At 52.0% G+C, this 18,434-nt stretch carries 23 protein-coding genes; all 23 read left to right on the forward strand.

The genetic code is table 11. From position 1 onward, the window contains the following. Positions 1 to 17 precede the first annotated feature (17 nt). The 23 genes from NSB25_RS12880 to NSB25_RS12990 all read left to right on the forward strand — a co-directional run bounded on the left by NSB25_RS12880 (position 18) and on the right by NSB25_RS12990 (position 18,350). A complete protein-coding gene (locus tag NSB25_RS12880; RefSeq protein ID WP_416385570.1) occupies positions 18 to 572 on the forward strand; it encodes a phage tail protein in 555 nt (184 codons plus the stop codon). A 2-nt stretch (positions 573 to 574) separates the two neighbouring features. Further along, positions 575 to 1,093 (forward strand): hypothetical protein, encoded by a 519-nt coding sequence (locus NSB25_RS12885; RefSeq protein ID WP_103240121.1) that lies wholly within the window; start codon positions 575 to 577, stop codon positions 1,091 to 1,093. Continuing rightward, a complete protein-coding gene (locus tag NSB25_RS12890) occupies positions 1,090 to 1,374 on the forward strand; it encodes a hypothetical protein (protein ID WP_103240120.1) in 285 nt (94 codons plus the stop codon). The genes NSB25_RS12885 and NSB25_RS12890 overlap by 4 nt, the downstream gene beginning before the upstream one ends. A gap of 21 nt (positions 1,375 to 1,395) precedes the next feature. Further along, a complete protein-coding gene (locus tag NSB25_RS12895; RefSeq protein ID WP_103240119.1) occupies positions 1,396 to 2,856 on the forward strand; it encodes a phage tail sheath family protein in 1,461 nt (486 codons plus the stop codon). Positions 2,857 to 2,858: 2 nt separating this feature from the next. After that, entirely contained in the window at positions 2,859 to 3,377 is a 519-nt protein-coding gene (locus tag NSB25_RS12900) for a phage major tail tube protein (RefSeq protein ID WP_103240118.1), read from the forward strand. Then, positions 3,377 to 3,760 carry a phage tail assembly protein gene (locus NSB25_RS12905; protein ID WP_103240117.1) on the forward strand — a complete coding sequence of 128 codons (384 nt, stop codon included), beginning with the start codon at positions 3,377 to 3,379 and terminating at the stop codon, positions 3,758 to 3,760. The genes NSB25_RS12900 and NSB25_RS12905 overlap by 1 nt, the downstream gene beginning before the upstream one ends. Positions 3,761 to 3,892: 132 nt before the next feature. Continuing rightward, positions 3,893 to 7,162 carry a phage tail tape measure protein gene (locus NSB25_RS12910; RefSeq protein ID WP_103240116.1) on the forward strand — a complete coding sequence of 1,090 codons (3,270 nt, stop codon included), beginning with the start codon at positions 3,893 to 3,895 and terminating at the stop codon, positions 7,160 to 7,162. 3 nt (positions 7,163 to 7,165) lie between these two features. Beyond that, the gene (locus NSB25_RS12915) at positions 7,166 to 7,459 is read left to right on the forward strand and encodes a tail protein X (RefSeq protein WP_257479259.1); all 294 of its coding nucleotides are present in this window, start codon (positions 7,166 to 7,168) and stop codon (positions 7,457 to 7,459) included. Beyond that, a complete protein-coding gene (locus NSB25_RS12920; protein ID WP_103240114.1) occupies positions 7,456 to 8,784 on the forward strand; it encodes a phage late control D family protein in 1,329 nt (442 codons plus the stop codon). The genes NSB25_RS12915 and NSB25_RS12920 overlap by 4 nt, the downstream gene beginning before the upstream one ends. A 14-nt stretch (positions 8,785 to 8,798) precedes the next feature. Next, positions 8,799 to 9,269 (forward strand): hypothetical protein, encoded by a 471-nt coding sequence (locus NSB25_RS12925; RefSeq protein ID WP_207656161.1) that lies wholly within the window; start codon positions 8,799 to 8,801, stop codon positions 9,267 to 9,269. Further along, positions 9,260 to 9,655, forward strand: coding sequence for a phage tail protein (locus NSB25_RS12930; RefSeq protein WP_103240113.1), 396 nt, complete (start codon positions 9,260 to 9,262; stop codon positions 9,653 to 9,655). Before NSB25_RS12925 ends, NSB25_RS12930 begins: the two co-directional genes overlap by 10 nt. An 18-nt stretch (positions 9,656 to 9,673) precedes the next feature. Next, on the forward strand, positions 9,674 to 10,024 hold the full coding sequence (locus tag NSB25_RS12935; RefSeq protein ID WP_103240112.1) for a hypothetical protein: 351 nt from the start codon (positions 9,674 to 9,676) through the stop codon (positions 10,022 to 10,024). 15 nt (positions 10,025 to 10,039) lie between these two features. Then, positions 10,040 to 11,194 carry a baseplate assembly protein gene (locus tag NSB25_RS12940; RefSeq protein ID WP_103240111.1) on the forward strand — a complete coding sequence of 385 codons (1,155 nt, stop codon included), beginning with the start codon at positions 10,040 to 10,042 and terminating at the stop codon, positions 11,192 to 11,194. Continuing rightward, positions 11,187 to 12,221 carry a phage tail protein gene (locus NSB25_RS12945; RefSeq protein WP_103240110.1) on the forward strand — a complete coding sequence of 345 codons (1,035 nt, stop codon included), beginning with the start codon at positions 11,187 to 11,189 and terminating at the stop codon, positions 12,219 to 12,221. Before NSB25_RS12940 ends, NSB25_RS12945 begins: the two co-directional genes overlap by 8 nt. Beyond that, positions 12,205 to 12,807, forward strand: coding sequence for a phage tail protein (locus tag NSB25_RS12950; protein ID WP_120398195.1), 603 nt, complete (start codon positions 12,205 to 12,207; stop codon positions 12,805 to 12,807). The genes NSB25_RS12945 and NSB25_RS12950 overlap by 17 nt, the downstream gene beginning before the upstream one ends. Then, on the forward strand, positions 12,807 to 14,096 hold the full coding sequence (locus NSB25_RS12955) for a hypothetical protein (protein WP_103240108.1): 1,290 nt from the start codon (positions 12,807 to 12,809) through the stop codon (positions 14,094 to 14,096). Before NSB25_RS12950 ends, NSB25_RS12955 begins: the two co-directional genes overlap by 1 nt. 406 nt (positions 14,097 to 14,502) lie before the next feature. Next, complete coding sequence (locus tag NSB25_RS30030; protein WP_103240107.1) at positions 14,503 to 15,735, forward strand: RNA-directed DNA polymerase; 1,233 nt, start codon at positions 14,503 to 14,505, stop codon at positions 15,733 to 15,735. Next, the gene (locus NSB25_RS12965; protein ID WP_146040051.1) at positions 15,671 to 15,946 is read left to right on the forward strand and encodes a hypothetical protein; all 276 of its coding nucleotides are present in this window, start codon (positions 15,671 to 15,673) and stop codon (positions 15,944 to 15,946) included. The genes NSB25_RS30030 and NSB25_RS12965 overlap by 65 nt, the downstream gene beginning before the upstream one ends. Continuing rightward, positions 15,946 to 16,089 carry an XkdX family protein gene (locus NSB25_RS12970; protein ID WP_103240105.1) on the forward strand — a complete coding sequence of 48 codons (144 nt, stop codon included), beginning with the start codon at positions 15,946 to 15,948 and terminating at the stop codon, positions 16,087 to 16,089. The genes NSB25_RS12965 and NSB25_RS12970 overlap by 1 nt, the downstream gene beginning before the upstream one ends. Then, entirely contained in the window at positions 16,079 to 16,273 is a 195-nt protein-coding gene (locus NSB25_RS12975; RefSeq protein WP_103240104.1) for a hypothetical protein, read from the forward strand. The genes NSB25_RS12970 and NSB25_RS12975 overlap by 11 nt, the downstream gene beginning before the upstream one ends. A gap of 92 nt (positions 16,274 to 16,365) precedes the next feature. Then, positions 16,366 to 16,674, forward strand: coding sequence for a hypothetical protein (locus NSB25_RS12980; protein WP_103240165.1), 309 nt, complete (start codon positions 16,366 to 16,368; stop codon positions 16,672 to 16,674). 70 nt (positions 16,675 to 16,744) lie between these two features. Further along, on the forward strand, positions 16,745 to 16,984 hold the full coding sequence (locus tag NSB25_RS12985) for a hypothetical protein (protein ID WP_103240103.1): 240 nt from the start codon (positions 16,745 to 16,747) through the stop codon (positions 16,982 to 16,984). A 10-nt stretch (positions 16,985 to 16,994) separates the two neighbouring features. Further along, complete coding sequence (locus NSB25_RS12990; RefSeq protein WP_120398199.1) at positions 16,995 to 18,350, forward strand: phage tail tip lysozyme; 1,356 nt, start codon at positions 16,995 to 16,997, stop codon at positions 18,348 to 18,350. Positions 18,351 to 18,434: the final 84 nt, after the last annotated feature.

Here is an 18,434-nt window from a genome sequence, read left to right on the forward strand (position 1 = left end):
TAAGCTACGACCGGAATATGCTGGAGCAGGTTGAGCGGAAGTTAGGGCGGATGAAAAGCGAAGCCCCGAAAGCACTGAAGAACGCACTTAACCAGACAGCCAAGCAGGCACGGAAAGACCTGGCGGACGAGGCACAGAAAACCTATACCGTAAAAACCGGGCGCTTCAATAAGGCCATGAAAATAAAGAACGCCACCCCAGCGAGGCTGGAAGCGACCATAAAGGCAACGGGCAGAGTTATGGGGCTTAAGGATTACAAAGTAAGCCCGGCCACCATGAGAACCGGAGCGAACCGTCCGGACGTAGTAAAAGCGAAGGTACTTAAGGCAAGCGGAATGAAGCCCCTGGAGATGGGAGGGCTTAAGGCTTTTGTTACCAAGTTTTCCAGCGGCCATGTAGCAGTAGCCCAGAGGCGCGGAGCCGCAAGGCTGCCTATTAAGTCCTTTTCCGCCAACTCTATCCCGGTTATGCTGGGGAACGAAAAGCGGGTATACGGCATAGTAAAGCCGCATATTAAAGACAACCTTAAGCAGAACGTAAATGCACAGGTTAGGAAGATATTAGGAGGATAGGCATGGTCGCAACATTTCTGCAGAGCGAGCTGGCGGACGAGCTTAAGAAAATTCTTTCAGATCTTCGGCTTAAGAACCCCCAGGGGGAAAGAGTCAGCATAAATATTTTTGAACAGCTTCTGCCTATGCCGGAGCCATTGGATCAAGGAGAAATAGCCCCGGAGCTTTTGGAGAACGGGCTGGCGGAAGAACAGACCGCCCCGGATCCGTACCCTTATATTTTGGTGCGGATTGCAGACGGGGAGATCGAGGACGAGAACAGCGCCCAGAAAGTAAACCTTACCCTGCTTATTGGAATTTACGAACCGGACTACGACAAGCAGGGACACAAGGACATTTTAAACATAATAGCCAAGATTTATGAGAGGTTCGCAAAGTTCCCGGTACTTAACGGAAAGTATACGATACAGTACCCCATTTTGTGGACCCTGCAGGACGAAGAATCCTACCCCTTTTATTTTGGGGGCGTAAACCTGGCTTTTGAGATTGCAGCAGTAAGAAGGGAGGATCCATATTCATGAGTGAAGCAAAGAAACCGACCGGAAAAGCGAAAGCAGCACCGGCCGCACAGGAAGCGGAAATCGTGGTTTATATTGGCCCGGACATTCCCGGAGCGAAACAGTATACCACATATAACGCCGGACTGCCGGATGCCCTTAAGGAGAAGATCGTAGAGCATCGGGTATTTGAAAGCCTGGTCGTTCCGGTTGAGCGGCTGGCAAAGGCAAGCGCAGAGCTGGCGAAGGAAGGGAGCGCATTAAACATCCTTTACCAGAAGGCCAGCGCATTAAGCAAAAAATAAAGAGAAAAGGAGAGATAAAAGATGGCTTACAACCATGGTGTAAGAATTTTAGAAAACCCTACGAGCCTTACAGCCCCGATCCTCGGTACGGCGGCTTTCCAGGTAGTAGTAGGCGTTTCCCCGGTCAATCTGGCCGAGGATCCCTATAAGGCTACCAACGTAGTGAAGCTGGCTTACAGCTTCCCGGAAGCCAGCGCAGCGGTAGGGTATTCTAACAATTTGAAAGATTACAATTTGAACCAGAGCATCAGCGCGACTTTTAAGAAGTTCGCAGTTGCGCCGATCGCATTGATCAACGTCCTTGACCCGAAGAAACATAAGGACAGCATACCGAAAACGACCTGCCAGGTGGGCGACTTGCAGGCAACCGTAAGCATTGAGGGAATACTGCTTGATACCCTTGTCGTAGAAGCCGGGGAAACGACGCTGCAGGCGGACGTAGATTATATTACAGGCTTTGACGACGACGGCTATGCGGTTATTACCCTTCTGGAGTCCGGAGCCGGGGCGGAGGCTACAACCTTAAGCGTTTCCGGGGATAAGATCGACCCGTCCAAAGTAACAAAAAATGACATTATAGGCGGCTACAACGTAAGCACCGGGAAGGAGAGCGGCCTGGAGCTTGTACGCCAGGTTTACCCGCTTTTCGGCATGACTCCGGGGCTTCTTACTTCGCCGGGATATTCCAAGGACCCGTCGGTCGCTTCGGTCATGGCGGCGAAGTGCCTTAAGATTAACGGGCTTTTCACTTGCGAGTGCATCGTTGACCTGGACAGCACCGCAGACGGGGCGACGAAGTATACGGACGTAAAGACCGTAAAGGAGAAATCCGGCTTTGTAAGCGAACATATGTCGGTGGTATGGCCGAAGGTAAGAATCGGGGACGAAGTTTACTATTTCAGCGCCCTCTATTCAGCATTGATCGCCTACGTTGACGCAAGCAACGACGACGTGCCGAACCTTTCAGCCAGCAATAAAGCAATCCCCATCACCGGGCTTTGTTTGGACGATGCCGCAGACAGCGAGATCGTAATAGACCAGGAGCAGGCGAACCTGGTAAACAGCTTCGGAGTTTCCACGGCGATCAATTTTAACGGCTTCCGTTCCTGGGGGAACAACAGCGCAGCGTACCCCATGACGACGGATCCGAAAGACCGCTGGTTTTGCTGCCGCCGCTTTTTCAGTTGGTGGGGAAACAGCTTTATTTTAAGCTATTTCCAGAAGGTAGACGACCCGACGGATCCCCGGCTTATTCAGAGCATATGCGACGCAGAGAACATCCGGGGCAATTCCTACGTTGCACAGGGCAAGTGCGCTGGCGCACGGATTACCTACAGCGAGGACGAGAACCCGATCACGGACATTTTAAACGGGAAAATCCAGTTTCACCAGTACCTGGCGCCGTACACCCCGGCGGAGGATATTCTGAACGTATTGGAGTTTGACCCGACCATGCTGGAAGCAGCTTTAGGAGGTGAATAAAATTGTATAACATTCCTTCAAAAATAAATTCTTTCAACGTATACAAGGACGGCACGAAGCTGGTCGGCATTTCCGACGAAGTAACCCTGCCGGACTTTGAGAGCTTAACGGAAACATTAAGCGGCCCCGGCATTTTGGGGGAGATTGACGACCCGACCGTCGGGCATTTCCAGAGCATGGAAATGGAGATCCCTTTCAGGACCATGGACAGAGATTTATTTATTCTTTCGGACGATATTTCCAGCGTTACGGTTACTTTGAGAGGATCGATCCAGTACACCGTAAACGACAGCGGGGCGACGGCTTTTAAGCCTATGCGTATCGTAGTCCGGGGGAAAAACAAGGGGCTTACAGGCGGTAAGGCGAAGCAGGGAACCGGAACCGCAAGCAGCATTAAGCTGGAGCTTCTTTATATTTTGATTGAGATTGACAACATTACCGAGATCGAGCTTGATAAGCTCAACTTTATTTATAAGGTTCACGGTAAAGACTTATTAGAGAAAGTGAGGAAAATGTGTTAATGGAAAAGGATAAGAATTTAACCCAGGTAAACCAGGCGGCAGAGGCAGAGGCGGCAGCAGTTGAGGCAAGGAAAAAGCAGGAGATGGAGGACAACCCTTTCCTGGTATTCTTTAAGAAGCCTTTTACCTTCGAGGGCGTAAGCTATGAAAGCGTTGATTTGAGCGGGCTGGAATCTTTGAGCGCAGCGGACATGATCGCCGTAAACAAGACCATCGAGCGCGGAGGAACGGTGAACGTATTGCCGGAGATGTCCCTGGAGTACGCCTGCCTTATTTCCGCCAGGGCTTCCGGTAAGCCCGTGGAATTTTTTAAGGCGCTTCCGCCGAAGGAGGCACTTAAGATCAAGAACCGGGTAACAAATTTTTTGTACGGCGAGGACTAAAGCCAACAGACGGCTCCAGCCTTCGGAAATTAACCATACACCTATCAATTATTCTGCGGACAGGCTTAGACGCATTGGAAAGCCTGTCCGTTTTTGAGTTGATAGAAATAGCGAAGGAGGTGACGGAGATTTATGGCAGCGGGCGGCGGTAAGGAAATGGAGATCGCTATAAAAATAGCGGGCAAGGTTGAAAGTTCGTTCAAAAGCGCATTAAGCCAGGCCACCAAGGGGCTGGGAACCATTACCAAAACGGTCGCTTCCGCCACGGCGGCGGCAGCCGCAGCCGTAGGGGCTATGGGCATAGCTGCCATAAATACCGGTCGGGAATTTGAAGGAGCCATGAGCCAGGTCGCCGCCACCATGCTGATTGACAAGACCACGGCGGAGGGGCAAAAGGCTTTTGAAACATTGGAGAACGCCGCCAGGGAGTGCGGGGCAAGCACAGCCTTCTCAGCAACGGAGGCGGCGGAAGCCTTGAACTATTTAGCCCTTGCAGGTTACGACGCGGACAAGGCGGCGACGGCACTGCCGACCGTCTTAAAACTTGCAGGGGCGGGAGCCATGGACCTGGCGGCCGCCAGCGACATGGTAACGGACAGCATGAGCGCCCTGGGCATTGAGGCGACAGAAGCGAACCTTACGCAGTTCTCCGACCAGTTGGCACAGACAGCCAGCAAGGCGAACACCAGCGTCGCCCAGTTGGGCGAGGCTATTCTGACTGTAGGAGGAACGGCAAAAGGACTCGCCGGGGGAACGACGGAGCTTAACACAGCCCTCGGAATTTTGGCAGATAACGGACTAAAAGGAGCGGAAGGAGGTACACACCTTAGAAATATTATATTGAGCCTGCAGAACCCGACGGACAAGGCGGCGGCTTCGCTTAAGTCTTTGGGTGTTGACGTATACGACGCCCAGGGGAATATGCGCGGCCTTAACGACGTATTTAAGGACTTGCAGGGAGCCATGGCCGGGATGGATAACGCCTCGAAAGATAGCATTTTATCGACGCTATTCAATAAAACCGACCTTACGGCAGCAAACGCCATGCTTTCAAATTGTACGGACCGCTTCGACGAATTAAGCGCAGCAGTGGAGAACAGCGCCGGAGCTTGCGAAAATATGTACGCTATTCAGCTTGACAACCTTAACGGAGATATTGACATTTTAAAATCCGGGCTTTCCGATTTGGGAATCAGCATATACCAGGATCTTAACGGACCTTTAAGGGAAATGACCCAGTTAGCCACCAGCATGGTCGGGGAGCTTTCCGAGGCGTACAAGAGCGGCGGCATGGAGGGCATGGTCGGAGCAGTAGGCGGCTGCATGGCCGAGGTAGTAAACACGATAGCGGACTACGCCCCGCAGGTAGTAAGCATGGGCGTGGACCTTTTGGAGAATTTCATAAGCGGGATAACGGACAACTCCGGGACATTGGCAGCAGCAGCGGCAGACGTTGGGGCTGTTTTTATTAACGGCTTATTTTCGTTGGTTCCGCAGGTTATACTTGCAGGCATTGATATAATAGTCCAGCTTGCACAGAGCATCACCGCACAGCTTCCCCAGCTTATAAACAACGGAACGCAGGCAATCGTAAACTTTGTAAGCGGCATTATACAACGGCTGCCGGAAGTTATATCGACGGCCCTTACGCTGGTGCAGACCCTTGTAAACAGTATAGGGCAGAACGCCCCCATGCTTACAAACGCAGCTATTCAGCTTATAGGGAATTTAGTTTTAGGCATAGTTTCCATGCTTCCCCAGCTTATACAGATGGGAATCCAGCTTATTTTGAGTTTGGTGCAGGGGATAATTGCGAACCTTCCCCAGCTTTTGCAGATGGGCGTCCAGATTATTATAAGCCTTGTTTCCGGCATAACGCAGATGCTACCCATGCTTATCCAGGGCGGCATACAGCTAATAATTTCACTTATCCAGGGAATTATAGCGAATTTGGGGAACATTGTGCAGGCAGCCGTCCAGATTGTAATAACGCTGGCGGCAGGATTGATCCAGGCAATACCGCAGCTTATAGCAGCAATACCGCAGCTTGTCGGGGCGATTATTGATACGATTTTAAATACAAACTGGCTTGACGTTGGAATCCAGATTATAAAGGGATTGATTGATGGAATACTCAGCACGGGAAAGAGCTTGTGGAGCGCCATAAAAAGCCTATTCACGGGCGGAGAGGTTGACATCCCGGACACTTCCAGCCAGAGCGCGGCAGTTGTAAACAGCTATGCATCCGGTATTAGCAGCAACGCCGGAACGGTAACAGCAGCGGCAAACAGCATGGCAACAAACGCTTTCAGCACCATGGACACCACGGGCGCGACAGCAGCCGGAACCCAGGCGGGGACGGCCTTCTCTACGGGCTTAACAGAGAGTATGGCGGCGGGCGGCCTTGATACGGCGGCTTTCAGTGCCAACATGACCAGTATGGGAACGGACGGAGCGGCAGCGCTAAACACCAGCCTCACCGCCGGGCTTGCTACCCCGATAGACACAAGCGGGCTTTTAGACGCGGGGGCGATCAATACAAGCATGACGGCAGCAGGAACGGACGGAGCGGCAGCCTTAACGCTCGGCCTCAATACGGGGCTTTCCGGGGCGACAATAAACACCGGAGCGCTTGCGGTTGATACTTCCGGCCTTACCACTACCATGACGGCAGCAGGAACGGACGGAGCCGCAGCGATAGGAACCGGCATGACCGGAAACAGCCAGGCAGTAACCCAGGCAGCAACGACCCTGGGGACGGATATAAACACCGCTTTAGACAGCGGATGGCAAAAAGCCAACACAAACGCACAGACGGCAATGCAGCGCCTTGCAACGACCGTCACGGATGCGGCCCGCTCCGCAGCGAGCGCGGTAAAAGCAGCATTTGAAAATATGACCATAACGATCCCGAAGCCAAGAATACCGGTTATAAGCGTTTCAACGAACTCGGTATCCTACGGGGACGGCGGAAGCGTAAGCGTACCGCAGTTTTCCGTAAATTGGAACGCGCTGGGCGGCATTATAGACCAGCCGACAATATTTAACACGTCCGCAGGAATGCAGGGCGTAGGAGAGGCGGGACCGGAGGCAATTCTGCCGCTTGATACATTATGGGCGAAGATGAAGGAAATCTTAAACGAGGCCATAGCGGCCAGCGGCGGAGCTTCCCTTATTGACGCTTTCATAGAAAAGCTGAAGGGCATAGGAACCGGAGGCGGCGGCCAGGGTACGCCGGAGCTTGCAGGAGCAGGCGGTCCGACAATTCAATACAGCCCGGTCTACAACCTTTACGGGAGCGCCGGGAAGGACGAGATCGCAGAGGCCGACAAGTTGAGCCAGGCAGAATTTAACAAGCTGATGAAGCAGTACGAGAGAGATCAGCAGAGGCGGAAATTATAGGAGGTGGCAAAGTTGGCAGCAACATATACCACGATACAAGGGGAAACCTGGGACCAGATAGCATATAAGGTATACGGCGGCGAGGAATACGCCGCTTTCCTTATGGCTAACAACTACCCTTTTTTGGATATTCTTGTATTTTCAGCGGGAACCGTTCTTAATACTCCAGGCTTGCCGGAGGACGAGGACGGGGAACTGCCACCGTGGAGGCTCGGAGCAGAGGACGACGAGGACGGGGACGAGCCGGACCCTTACGACGACTTTAACGACGAGGACGAAGCGGAGGACGACGAATGACAAAAGAAACACCCAGGCAGGCAAGCGTAAACGTAACATACCAAAAAAAGGTAAAATCCAAAAAGGCGGGCGGGGCAAAGAAACGCCCCGCTTCCGTCATGGCGGAGTATAACGAGGGCTTTTCTTATACCGATCCGGCATCCGGAGAAAGCGATACTATAAGCATAACCTTAACAAATATAGACTTGCGCTGGGCAAACAAGTGGATGCCAAAAAAAAGCGACAAGTTGACAGCTAAAATCATTGAAAAGAGCTGGGACAAGCAGGGGAAAAAGAAAACTTTCTATTGCGGCAAGTTCTGCCTTGACGATTTGAGCTACGACGGCCCGGAGTGTACCTGCACGATTGGCGGGCTTTCCGTACCGGAAGGAAACGCTTTCAGAAGCACCGGCAGGAGTAAGACCTGGAAGAAAGCGACGCTTAAGGAAGTGGGTACAGAAATAGCGAAAAAGTACCACCTTAAGCTGCACTATACCGGCGGGACAATTAAGCTCGGAACCATAGAGCAGAGCAACGAACCCGACAGCAGCTTTTTAAAAAAGGTTTGCGAAGATTACGGGATGGCCATAAAAATCTATAGCGGGAAAATTGTTATTTACGACAAGGGCGCCTTTGAGGCGAGAAAGCCCGTTGCAACCTTGAAGCCCGTAGACCTGCAGGACTGGCACTACAACACCACCCTGGTCGGGACGTATACCGGCGCCCGCATAAAGTACACTTCCGGCAAAGACGACAAGGAGATGAAATGCGTTGTCGGCAGCGGGAAGCGCATACTTAACATTAACGAAAAGGTCGAGAGCTTGCAGGAGGCGCAGCTTAAAGCCTGCGCCAAAGTAAACGCCGAGAACGAAAAGGCCGTAACGATGAGCGTTACCATCATGGCGAACAACCGGATCGCAGCGGGAAGCACGATACGGATAAAAGGGCTTTACGAGCTTTCCGGGAAATACTTTGTTGACAAGGTAACGCACAACATAGGGCCGGACGCAGCATACACCATGAGCCTGGAATTGCACCGCTGCCAGAAGCGCATAACGAAAGCGACGGTTATGAAGGAATACCAGGGGCAGAAAAAGGCAGTTGCTACAAAGAAGGCAACCGCGCCGCCAGCAGCAACGGAAGCGCTCGCCGTGGGCGATAAGGTTATCGTAAACGGCCCGGCATATTGGGGCGGAAACGGCGGCAAGGCGAACCAGTGCAGCAACATGACGATGTACATTACGCAGATTTTAGGAGGCGGCTATAAATACCAGTACGGCGTGGCAAAGCGTAAGGGCGGGACCCGGTACGGCTGGTGCGATAAAGGCAGCCTTAAGAAAGCATAAGGAGGCGGGAGGCATTGAGCGACGGAGGAAACAGAATCGGAACCGTAAGCAGCGTAGACGCGGACACGGGAATGGTAAGCGTTGTCTTTGAGGACCGGGACGGCGAGGTTACGGAGCTACTACCCTACGCCACCTTTAACGAAGAATATAAGCTGCCGCAGTTGGGCGCGAAGGTTGTCGTTATTCACTTGAGCAACGGCGGGGAGATGGGGATCATCTTAGGGACCTATTGGAACGAATACAACGCAGCAGGGAACCCCGGAACCTTCCATAAGGACCTGGGCGGCGGCGCCTATATAAATTACAAAGATGGCGTATTGACGCTGGCGTCGGAGCATACCGTCATAGCTTCTTTAGACGGCAGCGAAACACACCAGGGCGCAGACGTTGAAACAATTCTTCTGAAGCTACACGACCACGAAAAGAGGATCGCAGCTTTAGAGAAGGCCGTAGGAGTAGGGAAGGGGGTAGTTGAATGGCCATAGGACACATCGGGAAAACGGTTGTATTTGAAACCAGCGACCGGAAAATCCTTAATTTTACAAAGATGCAGCGAACCGTAAAGGGGCGCTGGGCTTCCCATTCCCGCATAGGCAAGAAGCCGAAAAAACAGTTTTTAGGCCCGGACGCCGATCAATTAACTTTCAGCATTACATTGAACGCGGAACACGGAGTGCGGCCACGAAAGACCATAGAAAACATAGAGAAGCTGATCCGGACGGGGAAGCCCCAGACCGTAGTTATTGGCAGTAAAAAAGTCGGTTCCAACAAATACGCCATAACGGAGATCAGCGAGAGCTGGGAAACGATTTTAAACCGGGGCGAAGTTGTAAAGATTACCTGCGACATTACCCTGGAGGAATATTTATAAGGGGAAGGAGGCGGGCGGATGTTTGGCACACCGGAAACAGTTATAATCGGCTTCGACTACCTTAACGCAACGGAGCTGGAAGAAATGCAGCGCAACCTTGATCTGCTTTACAGCACCAGGGCCGGCACTTGCCCCGGTGATCGTAACTTCGGATTAGAGCAGACCTTTGAGAGCTGCCCGACCAACGTGGCGAGAAATTTATTTGCGCTGGAGGTCATAGAAAAAACGGAGATTTACGAGGATAAGGCGGAAATATTAAACATTGAGTACACGCAGGCAGAGGACGGGAACCTGACCCCGAAAATCATAATCGGGCCGAAAGACCCAGAGGACACCGAGGATGCAGACACGGAAGAATCGGAGGAATAAAGGAGGTGGCAAGGATTGTCGGATATTCTGAACACGATAGATAATTTACCGGATATTTCTTTCATAGACGGATTGACGCTGGAGAACATCCAGAGCCAGATGTTAAGCGACTTCGTGGCGAAGTACCAGGAGATCACCGGGAAGAAAATACAGCTTTCCAAGTCGGACCCGAACCGCATTATTATGTTAGGTTGCGCCCAGCTTATATACCAGGGCTTGCAGAACATAGACAAGGGCGGAAAGATGAATTTTCTTAAGTACGCCTACGACGATTATTTAGAGAATATGGGGGCGCTTAAGAAGGTTACGAGGAACCCGGCAAAGTTCGCCCAGGTTCCGGTCAAGTTCACGCTTTCCGGGAAAAGGGAGGCGGCGACCAGTATCCCCCAGGGAACCAGGGTAACGGCTGCCTACGAGGTTTACTTTGCTACGATTGAATACGCAGAGATACCGCCGGGGGAAACGGAAGTCACGGTCATGGCGGAATGCACAGAGGCTGGGACGATAGGGAACGACTTCGCTGCCGGGGAGCTTACCACCCTGGTGGATCCGATAGGCTTTATTTCCAAGGTTGAGAACACGCAGAAAAGCACCGGAGGGACGGAGGTAGAGTCAGACCAGAACATGGCAGAAAGAATTTACCTGGCTCCTTCCAGCTATTCTACAGCCGGCCCGGACGACGCTTACGAGTATTGGGTGAAGGACAGCAACCCCTTTATAGGGGATGTTAAAATAACCAGCCCTACACCGGGCTTAGTTGATATCCGCTTTGTTATGACAGACGGAACCGTCCCGGACGATACCACCATAGCAGCAGTAACGGCGGCGGTAAACCAGAGAGGAAAGCGGCCGCTTACGGACCAGGTACAAGTAAAGCGTCCGGAAATTGAAGAATACGAGATAGACGTGACCTATTACATAAACACCAGCGACAGCAACGCGGCAACGGCTATCCAGGCACAGGCAGAAACCGCCGTAGAGGATTATAAGCTGTGGCAGGCTTCCAAGGTAGGCCGGGACATAAACCCGGATGAGCTTATAGCAAGGCTGAACGACGCAGGGGCAAAAAGGGCGGAAGTCCGGGCGCCAGCGTTCCGCGTTATAGGGGAAACGGCGAAAGCCCAGTGTACAGGGGTAAATATTATATACGGAGGGCTTGAAAATGATTAGTTATTACGACGGGCAACTAACAGACATCATGCCCGGAAACATAACCAAAAAGCCGGAAGTAAAGGCGTTAAGCTACGCCTTGCAGCAAGCCTGCCGTCTTCTTTACCGATACAGCCGGAGGCTCTATATTTATTCCAATTTGGACGAGCAGCCGGAGGAAGTTATAGACCTTCTGGCTTCGGAACTTCGTACCCAGTATTACCGGAGTACGCTGGACATTGACACGAAGCGGCGGCTTGTAAAAAATACGCTTATTTGGTATATGAGCGCAGGAACGCCCCAGGCAGTAGAGGAACTCGTGGGTGTAGTATTTGGGGAGGGCGAAGTAAAAGAGTGGTACGAGTACGGCGACAAGCCCTATTATTTTAAGATTGTTACCAACGCAATACTTACACTTGAAATGAACGATTTTTTTTCAATTATGATCCGGCGGGTAAAGAATACCCGGTCACACCTTCGGGCGATTGATATACACCGGATTGTAAATCACGAGCTTTTCTCTGGGGCGGCAGTTTTCCCAAACTATAAGCCGCCTGCAGTAATTGATGGTTACGCCGTAGACCGGGAAGCAAGGCAGACCATACACGCCGGGGCATTGGCATCCCAGCAGAGCCGCCCTGCGCCGATTTGGGACGGCTTTAAGACTGAGGGCGGAGAAATTACCGCCGGAGTATTTGCAGGGGCAGCAGGAGCCACCAGGACGCACCAGGCGGCCATTGTGGACGGTTTTAGCTTCGAGGGTAAGGAAGTCATAGGCCAGACGTTTATAGGGGGTGAAATGGCGGCCACAGAGAAGCAGGCAGCCATCCGGGAAGGATTGGAAGGAGCCGCCTCACCAGTAGAAGGCCATGCTTACACTGGATCCGCAGCGAGGGCGGAGGCGCACCAGAAACCGCCAGCAGTCCGGGAAGGTTTTATCGTCCAGGGCGAAACAGTAACAGAGGCTATTGTAGCCGCCACGGCTTCAAATAGTAAATACAAGAATACCGTAAAAGAAGGAGGAACCAAGAATGCCACAACCATTTAACAACGCGGTCATGACCAACGCAGGGGCGAGGCTTCTGACCAGGGCGCAGGCCGGGGAAATCAAGATAGAGTTTACCCGGATCGCAGTAGGCAACGGCAATTATACCGCAGCCGAAAAGACGCTGGATGCGCTGCAGAAGCGGACAGCCCTTAAATCGCTTAAGAACAGTTATACCCTTTCGGATATTGACGTATTCAGCGATTACAGCGTGAAGGTAACGGCGCTTATTACGAACCAGGACCCAGTAACCGGGCAGACCCTCGTAAACGCCGGGTATTACATTAACGAGATGGGCTTATTTGCCAAGGTAAAGGACGGAGCGGACAGCACGGAAATCCTTTACAGCATCACCACCACAGCCGGGGACAACGGCGACTTTATGCCGCCCTATAACGGATATAACCCGGCGCAGATCACCCAGGATTATTTTGCAACCGTAAACAACAGCGCAGAAGTTACAATCGTCAGCACCGGAGCCGCCCTGCTTGCGGAGGATGCGAACAAGATAAGGGACGACGCCACGAAGCAGAAGTATAAGCTGGGGATTGATAACGGATTGATTTATATACAGGAGGTAGACGAGTAATGGCAGGAGAAAAGATTTATATTGCAGACAAAGAAACCTTAGACAAGGTTTATAACATTTTGGCATCCGATCCGGTATACGGCTTCATTGAGCATAACGACATCTTAAGCCCGTCCGCCCGGATTGAGTACATCGGGCTTAATAAGAATTATTCCCCGCTTGCAAGGAATAAGGAAAACGGCAGCATGGTTCTGAACAGTTGGGCGGACTTCCCGGTCATTAAAGCAAACAAGCCTTATATGGTTCGGGCAGACGGCACACCGGATTACAGGCTCAAGGAAACGGACTACACCCAGAGGGAGGACGGCGGCTCTTCCGACGTTGCAAACAGCAGCTATAACGGCGGCGCTTTTTCCTGGCTTATGAAGATTTACAAGAACGAGGAAATGGTCGGCAACGACCGGATCGTGCGCTTTTCCCTTACCGCCCGCGACGGCTACGAGCCGGTGGGCTTCATTGACCCCAGCAATAACGAGCTGGGGGGCGTATGGCTGCCCATGTTCTACGGTTCCATTTTGGGAGCGGACGGAGCTACCCCGAAGATGGTAAGCCTTGCAAACTTGCAGCCGACCTATAACAACACCACGGACAAGGAAAAGACAGCTATTACCAATTTCAGCAGCCGGGCGGCGTTCCTGGGCGGGCCGATTGTGGAAACCATTATCGACCTTTTGATCATGTTCGCAAAAACAACGAACTTGCAGGAAGCCTATGGGTACGGAAACTGCAGCGGCTACGACGCCAGCCAGTCCCCGACCTACGGAGTAAAGCGGAACGCCGTAGTGGGCGGCGGGCAGTTCTACGGAACCGACGATAAGCTGAGCTTAAATAAGATTTTCCACAGCATAGTCCTGGGCAGCTACCAGCAGTGGATGCGCGACCCTTACGAAGTAGTTGTAAACGGGCGGGTGAAGGTAAGCAAAAATTACACCTACGATCCGACCGGGGCAAAGTATACGGATACAGGGATCACCGTACCGGATAACAAGACCTGGGACACGAACCACAACGCCCTGGACTACCCGGCCCATTTCAGAACCGTACCGGGATACGGCAGTATCCCGGCTTTAGGAATGGACGGAGGGAGCAGCGCGACCGGAGGCTGTGACGGGCTTTGGAGAAAAGACCCGAAGCAGACGTTTACGGGCGTCTGCCGACGGTTCGGGCATTGCAACTTTGGGCTTTCTTGCGGACCACGGGCGCGGGATTGGTACAACAGTGTCACGGCTGCGAACTGGTACTTCGGCGCCGCCGATCTTCTTTTACCACCTGTCGGCGTAGCCGTTTAGGGGGTCTGGGGGTGCGAAGCAATTCCCCCAGGAGATACCGGAGCTTTGAAGCAGCGTAAATTATAAGCAACAAAATATAAGGGGATAGGGGCGGCGTCACCTGGGGGCGTCTGCCTACGGTTCGGTAATTGCAACAATGGGCTTAATTGCGGACCACGGGCGCGGAATTGGAACAACAGTGTCACGAATGCGAACTGGAACATCGGCGCCGCCTTTTTTCTATTCATACGGTTCATTAACTTAAAGCCGCCCTTATTCCTACACCCCTGGGCGTTGAAATACGCCTTAACCGCCATTATTGGAAGGGTAAGTGGTAAATTAACTTGATACAGGGCGCACGGTAAAGCGGTCGCACCTGCCGTGCGTAGAGGATAGAAGAAAAAATATTCTTATAGGAGTATTGTTTATGCGGAAGAAGGAGCTGTGGCAGAAAGTAGAAAAAGCCGCAACGGAAAGAGGCGTTAAACAGTACAAATATTTGTATCGCCGTATGCTTGACGAAAACATAATAAGAAAAGCATACAAGAAGCTGCGGAAGGGCAAAACGAAGCGAATAGAGATACAGAAGATAGACGCCGATCTTGATAACGAAGTCGCCGCCATGCGGCGCATGATAGAGAATACGAAGCCGCCAGACGTTCCGGTGGAACACCCGGAGCTGGCATATAAGCCGAAAAAGCGCAAGCCGAAAATCATAAGGGAAAAGGGCAAAACCCGGAAGATATTTATGCCGGAGATACACGAGCAATGGCTGCACCATATAATCGTCCTTATTTTGGAGCCGATTATAACAGCCACGGCTTACCCATATTCCTGCGGCAGCTTCCCGAAGCGGGGCGCACATTACGGCAAGAAACGGCTTTTAAAAATTATCCAGGGCGGAAAGAATATCCGGAATTTTGCGAAGATTGACATCCGCCATTTTTACGACAGCATACGGCTGGACATTCTTATGCGGGAGCTTCGCATAAGAATAAAAGACGAGCTTTTTCTATACATTGTGGAGCTTTGCTTACAAGGCTTTAAGAAGGGAATACCGCTGGGCTTCTACATTTCCCAGTGGCTGGCAAATTATTTGTTGGAGCCGCTGGATCACTTCATAACGGACAAGCTGGGAATACCGAACCTTATCCGCTATATGGATGATATTGTTTTAGGACACGACAACAAAAAGAAGTTGCACCAGGCAATAGTAGAAATTAAGAAATTCATAGGGCGGAGGTTCCGGCTGAAGCTGAAGCGAAACTACCAGGTCTTTAAGTTCAACTACCAGAAGAAGAACGGGAAGGTCGTAGGGCGCGTTATTGATTTTATGGGCTTCCTTTTCTTCCGCAACCGGACAACGATGCGGAAAGCTATTATGCTTTCAGCCACCAGGCTGGCCAGCAAGCTACACGCAGCAAAGGAAGCCGGGAGGGGATATTTTAAGAAACACTTAGAGGCAATGTTAAGCTATATGGGCTGGTTCAGTTGTACGGACACTTACGACGCATACCAGGACTATATAAAGCCTTACATAAAAGTAAGACAGCTTAAGAAAATTATTTCAAAATTGACAAGGAGGGCAAACAGAAATGAAGCAGTGGACACAGGAACGAAGCGCAAGCCGGCCGGCAGAATTGCAGCTTGTGGCGCCTGATACTTTCATCCAGCGCCGGAACATTCAGCAGGAGGAACACGAAGCCACGGAGCAGGCGGCAGCCTATACGGACTTCGTATGCGAGAGCCGGGAGATCAGCGTCGGAGAGTACGAGATGCTTAAGAGCATAGAGGAAATCCGGACGGACGAGGCAGTGAGCGCAGCTATTGACGAGTACACGATGCAGCTTATGGAAGGAGGGCTTTTATAATGGCTTCGATTTTAGTAAACAGCCTTAAGAGGCTTTATGCAGCAGGCAGAGTCACCAGGGAACAGATCGGGGAACGGGTAGAGAAGGGAACCATCACCGAAGCCGATTACCAGGAGATCACGGGGGAGGAATATGGAGAATAGGAGCAGCGGCCCGCTGGAGATAGTAGAGCAGCAGAACGCCATTATAAGAATCCAGAGCGGCGTTATTGACGAGCTTTTCTTGCTTCTTATGCAACACATAAGCGCAGAAGAAGCGGACGGCCTTCCGTGTATTGCCAGGATTAACCAGGCGGCGGAAATCCGGGCGGGAATCGGCTTAGACTAATATTTCTACACTAAAAGGCAAAAGGCCCAGGAAACGGCGCAGGACGCGCCGTGGAAGGGGCTTATTTTATTGCAAGAAGGGAGGGCAAAAGCATGGACACACCCATCACCAGGGCAGAGCATCAGGAATTTGCAAAACGGCAGGACGAGGAAAACAAGCGGCAGAACAAGCGGATCGACGAGCTGGAGGAAACCGTGCGCCAGATTGGAACGCTTACCGCTTCCGTTGAAAAGCTGGCCGTAAGCATTGAGAGCATGGCGAAGGAGCAGGAGCAGCAGGGAAAACAGCTCCGGGAGCTTGAAGCAAAGGACGGCGAGATGTGGCGGAAGATTGTAGGCTACATAGCAACCGCCATTGTCGGCATTGTTATCGGCTTTGTTTTCAAGCAGATCGGGATGTAACAGGGCAACCGCGCCGGAAGGTTGGGAAACCCCGGCGCAAAAAAAATAAACCTTAAAGGAGGACAACACCATGAAACAGATTAACTGGGTAAAGAAACTTACAAGCCGGAAACTTTGGACGGCGGTCGCTTCCTTCGTTTCCATGATGATCCTGGCAACGGGCGGAGCCGAGAACACGGCGACGCAGGTAACGGCACTTATTATGGCCGGTGCTTCCGTTATTGCCTACATTATCGGGGAAGGATTGACGGATGCGGCAAACATTGAGGGCGAGGTCGGGATCGAGGTCCAGGAGGATACCGAGGAATAGGAGGCAGACCATGGGCATTATTTGGGGAGGCGTAGAGCGTGAGCTTTACGCCTTTTACAGTAGCAAGGGACTTTGTAACAATGGCATTTTCGGGCTGTTCGGCAACTTTTACGCAGAGAGCAGGATGAACCCGAAGAACCTGCAGAACAGCTTTGAAAAGAAACTCGGCTTTACAGACGAGAGCTACACGGCAGCAGTTGACAATGGAAGCTATAAGGACTTCGTACACGACGGTGCAGGCTACGGCTTACATCAATGCACATTTTGGAGCCGGAAACAGGCTATGCTTGCTTTCCACCAGGCAAAGGGCGTATCCATTGGCGACACCTTGACGCAGGCGGAATTTATTTACAAGGAGCTTTCCGAGAGCTTCCCGGCAGTCCTTAAAGTTCTTAAGACAGCCGCCAGCATCCGGGAGGCTTCCGATGCCGTACTGCTACAGTTTGAGAAACCGGGGGATCAGAGCGAAGCCGTCCAGAAGAAGCGGGCGGGCTATGGCCAGGAGTACGAAGCTCTTTACCAGAAAGAAGGAGGGAACGAAGGTATGACAGAGGCACAGGCAAGACAGAAGGTCGTAGGCATTATGCAGGGCTGGATCGGGCTTAAGCGTTCCGACAAAAGCCACGCCCCGATCATTGACACATATAACGGCGATAAGCCGCTGCCCAGGGGGTACAAGGTTACTTACACTGACGCATACTGCGCCACCACGACCAGCGCGGCGGCGATCAAGGCAGGCTATACGGATATTATCCCGGTAGAGTGTTCCTGCTATTATTTGATTGAGAAAGCCAAGGCTATGGGCATTTGGCAGGAAAACGACGCATACATCCCAGCACCGGGCGACGAAGTTCTTTACGACTGGGACGATGGGGCGAACTTTGCTACCACGGATTGCACCGGAACACCGGAACACGTCGGCATGGTTGAGGCAGTAAGCGGAAACACGATAAAAGTTATGGAGGGCAACATGAGCGGCGGAGTCGTAGGACGCAGGAACCTGCAGGTCAACGGCAGATATATCCGGGGCTTTATTTGCCCGAACTACGCCAGCAAGGCGACGGAGAAAGCTCCGGAGAAAAGCATAGACGAGATCGCCACGGAAGTCCTGGCAGGAAGATGGGGGAATAACCCGGAGCGCAAGCAGAAGCTGGAGGCGGCCGGCTACAACTACGAAGCCGTCCAGGCAGCAGTAAACCAGAAAGCGAAAAGCGGAGCTTCTGCAAAGAAAAGCGTTTCTGCAGTAGCCCAGGAGGTACTGGCAGGCAAGTGGGGCAATAACCCAGCCAGGAAGAAAGCCCTGGAGGCGGCCGGCTACGATTACAACGCCGTCCAGGCGGAAGTAAACAGGCTTTGCCAGAAGTAGTCACATTTTCACAAAGGAAAGCCCGGTATTTTGTCTATTTCAGTGAATAGATGAAATCGGGAAACAGGCGTATAATTGTGCGCC

Source organism: Acetatifactor muris (genome assembly GCF_024623325.1).
GTDB classification, from domain to species: Bacteria; Bacillota; Clostridia; order Lachnospirales; family Lachnospiraceae; genus Acetatifactor; species Acetatifactor muris.